General features: G+C 63.4%; 2 protein-coding genes. Both read right to left on the bottom strand.

The annotated features are described in order from the left end of the window. Positions 1–1748: condensation domain-containing protein (locus tag HP547_RS25780; RefSeq protein WP_372242940.1), on the bottom strand; the 1748-nt coding region annotated here is incomplete at its 3' end. A gap of 28 nt (positions 1749–1776) precedes the next feature. Then, positions 1777–7124, bottom strand: a 5348-nt coding sequence (locus HP547_RS25785) for a non-ribosomal peptide synthetase (RefSeq protein ID WP_172288228.1), incomplete at its 5' end; no start/stop codon positions are given.

Below are 7124 nucleotides of genomic sequence, written 5' to 3' on the forward strand. Positions count from 1 at the left end.
TGTGGGTATTCAGGGTCGAGCGGCACGTAGGCCCCGCCGGCTTTGACGATGCCCAGCAGGCCGATGACCATCTCCAGGCTGCGTTCCATGGCGATGCCCACCAGCACATCCGGGCCCACGCCCTGCTTGCGCAACCTGTGCGCCAGCTGGTTGGCCCGGCGGTTGAGCTGGGCGTACGTCAGCGTGTGCTCGCCGAATACCAGGGCCGGGGCATCCGGGGTGGCGAACACCTGGGCTTCGATCAGCTGATGAATGCTGGTATCACCTGGATAATCGGCTTGCGTTGCATTCCAGCCATCCACGATATGCTGCCGGTCAGTGTCATCCATCAGCGGCAGTTCAGCCACTCGCTGGTCTGGGTTGGCGACGATGCCTTGCAGCAGGTTGCGCCAGTGAGTAGCCATCTGCTGAATGGTCGCGGCATCGAACAAGTCGGTTGCGAAGGTCAGGGTGGCGCTGAAGCCATGCTCGTGCTCGAAAGTGTCCAGAGTCAGGTCGAACTGCGCCGCATGCACACTCCACGGCAGGCTCTCCACCTCCAGGCCGGGCAAGCTGCGACGCTCCCCTTTCACTCGGGTCTGATGGTTGTACATCACCTGGAACAAGGGGCTGTGGCTCAAACTGCGCTCTGGCTGCAAGGCATCGACCAGTTGCTCGAATGGCAGGTCCTGATGGACCTGCGCAGCCAACGCCCGCTGGCGCACTTGTGCCAATAATTCGCTGAAAGTCAGCTGCGTGTCGAACGCGGCACGCATGACCTGGGTGTTGACGAAAAAGCCGATGAGCCGTTCGGTTTCTACCCGGTTCCGGTTGGCGATGGGCACGCCCACACGCACATCAGCCTGCCCGGAATACCGATGCAGCAGCACCTGGAAACTGGCCAGCAACAGCATGAAGGCTGTCGCACCCTGGCGCTGTACCAGCTGCTTGAGCGACAGGCCAAGCGCCTCACCCAGGTCGACGTTGATACGCTGGCCCCGGTAGCTCTGCTGCGCCGGGCGTGGTCTGTCGGTGGGTAGTTCGAGCACCGGGTGGTCATCACCCAATTGCGACATCCAGTACGCCAGTTGCCGCTCGCGCTCGCCAGCGTCCATCCATGCTCGCTGCCAGATCGCATAATCGGCGTACTGGATCGGCAGTTCGGCCAGCGCCACCTCACGGCCCTGGCTGTAGCCTTCATAAAGGCTTACCAGTTCATCGATGAGCAACGGCATCGACCAGCCATCGGCAACGATATGGTGCAGGGTGAGCACAAGCACGTGCTCTTCCTGCCCCAGATCCAGCAATTTCACCCGCAACAGTGGCCCCCGAGCCAAATCGAATGGCTGCTGTACCTCAAGTGCAACCTGCGCCTGCAAAGCGCCCTCATCCAGGGTACCCACGGCCTGACGGGCCAGTTCGAAAGGCTGGCAGGGGTGGATCACCTGCAGCAACTGCCCATCTTCCTCGCCAATGGTCGTGCGCAAGGCCTCATGACGCTGGATCAGCGTCTCGAAGCTGCGCTGCAGGGCGGCCAGGTCCAGCTGGCCGCGGAACCGGAGCGCGGTTGGTATGTTGTAGGCCGAGCCGTCAGGCTCCATCTGCCAGAGGAACCACTGGCGTTGCTGGGCATAGGACAGCACAAGGCGTTCGACTTCGTTCCTGACCACTGGAATGGGCAGCTGCGCGAGGGTGACGCCCTTGGACGCCAGTTTCTCGAGAAACAGCTTCTGCTGTGCCTGCGGCAGACGAATGAAGCGATAAACCAGGTCTGCGTTTCTATTGTCCGTGTGCATCTCAAACCGCCTCGAGCTCTGCCATGAAGTCCTGGAGCTCATCCAGGTCTCCGTCGTTTCGGGTACCGAGACTGCCTACCTCTTGCGCAAAGGCCTGCAGGTTCTCTGTCTGGAACAACAACGCGAGTGGCAGGTTCGTGCCCAGTTCGATCTGCAGTCGTGCTACCGCCTGGGTTGCCAGCAAGGAATGGCCGCCCAGCTCGAAGAAGTTGTCGGTAAGAGATACGTTTTCCACGCCCAGAACTTCAGCCCATATTGCCGCAACCTTACGTTCGAGCTCCGTGTCCGGCGCCACATAAGCTGCTTGCCGCAGGTTGCCGTCCGGCTGAGGCAAAGCCTTGCGGTCCAGCTTGCCATTCGGTGTCAACGGCAGGCGCTCGAGCAGCAGCAAGTGTGCTGGCACCATGTAATCCGGCAGGTTGGCTTTCAGTTGGGCGCGCAGGGTGTCGCGCAGCGCCGTCTGCGCTTCCTGGCTTTCAACCGACGCAGCATCACTTGGCACCACATAGCCCACCAGTTGCTGGCCTCCCGCTGCATCCTGGGCCAGAACCACCGCTTCACGCACGGTGTCCTGCTGCTGCAGTCGCGCCTCGATTTCGCCCAGTTCGATACGGAAACCACGGATCTTCACCTGATGATCGACGCGCCCGACATATTCGATAACGCCATCGGCGCCATAACGGGCCAGGTCACCAGTGCGGTACAGGCGGCTGCCCGCTTTGCCGAACGGGTCTGGGAGAAAACGCTCAGCGGTAAGGCCAGGGCGCGCCAGGTAACCACGCGCCAGCCCTGCACCGGCCATGTGCAACTCCCCCACCACACCTGTCGGCAGCGGCGCGCCGGCTTCGCTCAGCAGGTATACCGCACTGTTGGACAGCGGCCGGCCAATATTGGCCTGGCCACCCTGCGTGCGCAGGGTGAAGGTGGAATAGGTGGTGTCCTCCGACGGGCCATACAGGTCGTATACCTTGAGCACATGGCCGGTCGTGTACAGCGCGTCGACCAACCCCTGCTTGAGCGCTTCTCCCGCCAGGTTGATGATGCGTACGCCGGGCGGCAACTGGCCGGTTTCATGCAGCACCTTGATGGCCGACGGCACCGTGTTGACCAGGCGTACCTGGTCCTTGGCCGGCAGGTGGGGCAGTTCCAGGGCATTGGTTGCCAGCACCGCGTAACCACCCGAGCCCAGGGTTACGAACAGCTCCCAGACCGACAGGTCGAAACAGATCGATGTGGACGCCAATACGCCACACAGGTCTTGCCGGCTGTAGACCGACTGCGCCCAGGCGATCATCGCCACGGCGTTGCGATGTTCGATCTGCACCCCTTTGGGCTTGCCGGTGGAGCCGGATGTGTAGATGCAGTAGGCCAGGTTGTCCGGTGTAGTCAGGCACACCGGGTCGATCTCGTCGTAGCCGTCGAGGTGCAACTGGTCAACCAGCAGCGTGCGCGCCTGGAAGCTGGACGGCACACGTTCGAGCAGGTGTGATTGCGACAGCAACAAAAGCGACTGGCTGTCTTCCAGCATGTACACCAGTCGATCCTGCGGGTAGCCCGGGTCAAGCGGCACGTATGCACCGCCCGCCTTGAGGATCGCCATCAACGCGACCACCATGTCCAGGCCCCGCTCCATGGCGACACCCACCAGTACTTCCGGGCCGACACCGGACTCGCGCAATTTGTGCGCCAGCTGGTTGGCCCGCGCATTCAGCACGGCATAACTGAGCGTCTGCTCGCCGTGGATCAGCGCGACGGCGTCTGGTGCGCTGGCCACCTGCGCCTCGAACAGCTGGTGAATGCAACGCTCGGCCGGGTAGCTGGCCGCCGTGCGATTCCAGTCCTGCACGATAAGCTGGTGCTGCGCAGCATCGAGCAGCGGCAGATCGCCCAGTGCAGCGCCCGCATCGCTTACCAGCGCGTCAAGCAGCGTTGCAAAGTGATGCGCCAACTGTTCGATCGCCTCGCCGTTCCACTGAGCGCGGTCATGCCGGTACTGGATGGCCAGGCTGTCGCCAAGGCTCACCAACACGGTCAGCGGGTAGTTGGTCTGCTCACGCACTTGCACCGCGCCAAATTGCACCCCACTCGGCGCACCCTGCTGAAGCGCTTCTGATACCGGATAGCTTTCAAACACTACCAGGCTGTCGAACAACGCTTCACCGCCCAGGCCCGCCCAGCGCTGCACGTCGTACAGTGGCGTGTGCTCATATTCGCGCATGGCCAGGTTGCTGGCCTGTACCTGCCCGATCCATTGCGCAACGCTTTGCTCGCTTTGCGGCGCGCCCACCACCGGCAGGGTGTTGATGAACAATCCGATCTGCGCTTCCACGCCAGCCAGCTCCGCCGGCCGCCCTGCGACCGTGGCGCCAAAGCACACCGACGACTGCCCGGTATAACGCTGCAGCAACAGCAGCCAGGTTGCCTGCACCAAGGTGTTGACGGTGACGCGCTGAGCGCGGGCAAACGCCTCTACCCGAGCGGTACGCGCGGCATCGAACACCTGGTGATGCACCTCATGCCCCTGGCCCTCTGGCTCGGCACTGCGCACCGCCTGGGCCAAGCGCGTGGGTTCGTGGAGTTCAGCCATCTGGCCCCGCCAGAATGTCTCGGCAGCCCGTGCATCCTGGCGCTGCAGCCAGGCGATATAGTCGCGATAACTGCCCGTCGTGGCCACCACAGGCTGGCCGGCATAACGCTGCAAGACCTCGCCGAGCAACTGCGAAGTGCTCCAGCCATCCATCAGGATGTGATGGCAGGTGAAGATCAGGTGATGACGCGCAGCCCCCGTACGCACCAGCGCCAGACGCAACAATGGCGCCTCGGCCAGGTCGAACCCTAGCTGCCGGTCGGTATCAGCCAGGGCGTCCAGGGCCTGATCCAGCCCAGCCTCGGCACGCAGGTCGTGCTCGCTGAACGGCAGCGTTACACGCTTGCGTACTACCTGCACCGCCTGGCCCAGATCACCCTGCCAGATGAAACTGCTGCGCAGGATATCGTGGGCTTGCAGGGCAGCCTCCCAGGCTTGCCTGAAGGCGTCTACATTCAGGCCATCCACATCCACGCGCATCTGGTTGATGTAGTTGCCGCTGCCTTGCTCGTAGATGCTGTGGAACAGCATGCCTTGCTGCATGGGCGACAAGGGGTAGACATCGGTGACGTGCGCCGCTGCAACCGGCAACTGGTCGAGTTGTGCCTGGCTCAGTGCAGCCAGCGGGAAGTCCGATGGCGTCAGGCCACGATGCCCGCTCGCACAGCAATGTTCGATGATCTCACCCAGGGCCTGCAGGTAAGCCTGGGCCAACCGCTCGATGGTTTCGCGGTGGTGCACGTCCTGGCTGAAAGTCCACTCCAGGCGCAGCTCGCCGCCATAGACCTGGCCGTTGACGGTCAACAGGCTGGCCAGCGGCGCCTGGGCATCCTGCCTGGCCCCGTCATGCTCCTTGGCAGGGGTGAACAAGCCTGTTTCGCCGTCGAAACTGCCGTCGAACTGCCCAAGGTAGTTGAAAACGACCTGCCCCTCAGGCAACGCTGCAAGGGCTTCGCGGCTGGCAGCATCGCCCAGGTAGCGCAGCACACCATAGCCAAGGCCCTTGTCAGGCACGGCGCGTAACTGTTCCTTGATGGTCTTGATGGAACCCGCCAGGTCCGCTTGCGGGCTCAGCTTCACCGGGTACAGGCTGGTGAACCAGCCCACCGTGCGCGTCAGGTCGATGCCCGCAAACAGGTCTTCGCGACCATGTCCCTCCAGGCGCACCAGCACCTCAGGCTGGCCACTCCATTGGGTGACTGCCTGCGCAAGCGCCGTCAGTAGCAGGTCGTTGATCTGCGTGCGATAGGCCACAGAGCACGCCTGCAACAGCCGTCGGGTGCTTTGCGCATCCAGGCGGGTGCTGACTGAAGCAGCATGCCTGAGTTGCCGGCTGCCCTGCGGGTTATCACAGGGCAGCGCTTCGCGGGTGCCTTGCAACTGCGCCTGCCAGTAGCCCAGTTGCTGTTGCAGCTCCGGCGCGGCGGCATAGGTTTGCAAACGCTCGGCCCACGCTTTGTACGACGTGGTCTTGGGCGCAAGTTGCAGCGGCTCCCCGGCGGCCAGGGCCTGGTAGGCCTGCTGCAGGTCCTCCAGCAGTACACGCCACGACACGCCGTCCACCACCAGGTGGTGGATCACCAACAGCAGCCTCTGGCTACCGTCAGGCAGCGTCCCGAGCATGGCGCGCAGCAAGGGGCCGTGCTCAAGGTCGAGGCTGCGCTGGGCTTGGGCGGCGTCTTGCTCCAGTTGCTCGATGCTGGCGAAATCCCGCTGCCACAACTGGACATGACCCGCTTCGGCAAACTCCGCCTGCCACTGCACCCCATGCTTGACCATGCGCAAACGCAAGGCATCGTGGTGGTTCAGCAATGCCTGCAGTGCGGCATCGAGCATCAGCGCGTCAAGCGCTTCGCCTGGGGTCAGAAGGACCGATTGGTTCCAGTGATGGCGCTTGGCAATGGGTTGTTCGAAAAACCAGTGCTGGATGGGCGTGAGCGGTGTAACCCCAGTCACCGCGCCCTGATCGATCAGCACGATGTCGCCACGCGAGGCGAGTCGCGCCAGCGCTTGCACCGTCTGTGCCTCGAACAGGTCCTTGGGAGTGAAGTGGATATCCACCTGGCGTGCTCGGCTAACCACTTGCAACGAGATGATCGAATCGCCACCCAGCTCGAAGAAGTTGTCGTCAAGCCCCACCCTGTCCAGCTTCAGCACATCTGCCCAGATCGCCGCAATCTGCTGCTCCAGCTCGGTTTGCGGGGCGATGTATTCACCCTGCAACTGGTTGGCATCCGGCTGCGGCAGGGCCTTGCGGTCCAGCTTGCCATTTGGCGTCACCGGCAGCTGGTCGAGCAGCAGCAAGTGCGTCGGGACCATGTAGTCCGGCAAGCCTGCCTTCAGCGCTTCGCGCAGGCTGTCGCGCAAGGCGTTGTGGTCCTGCGTGCTGTCGGCCGGCACCACATAGCCCACCAACTGCTTGCCGCTCGGCCCATCCTGGGCCAGCACCACCGCTTCCTGCACGCTGGGCAGCTCCAGCAGGCGCGCTTCGACTTCACCCAGTTCGATACGCAGGCCGCGAATCTTTACCTGATGGTCGATACGCCCGGCGTAGTCGATCACGCCATCGGCGCGGTAGCGCGCCAGGTCGCCGGTGCGGTACAGCCGCCCGCCGTTGTCGCTGAACGGGTCCGGCACGAAGCGTTCGGCAGTCAGCGCCGGGCGCTGGTGGTAGCCACGGGCAAGACCAACGCCGCCCAGGTACAGCTCGCCGGCACTGCCGCGCACGGCTGGCTGCAGGCTGCCTTCGAGGATATGGGTTT

The sequence above is a fragment of the Pseudomonas sp. CM27 genome (genome assembly GCF_013179515.1).
Lineage (GTDB): Bacteria > Pseudomonadota > Gammaproteobacteria > Pseudomonadales > Pseudomonadaceae > Aquipseudomonas.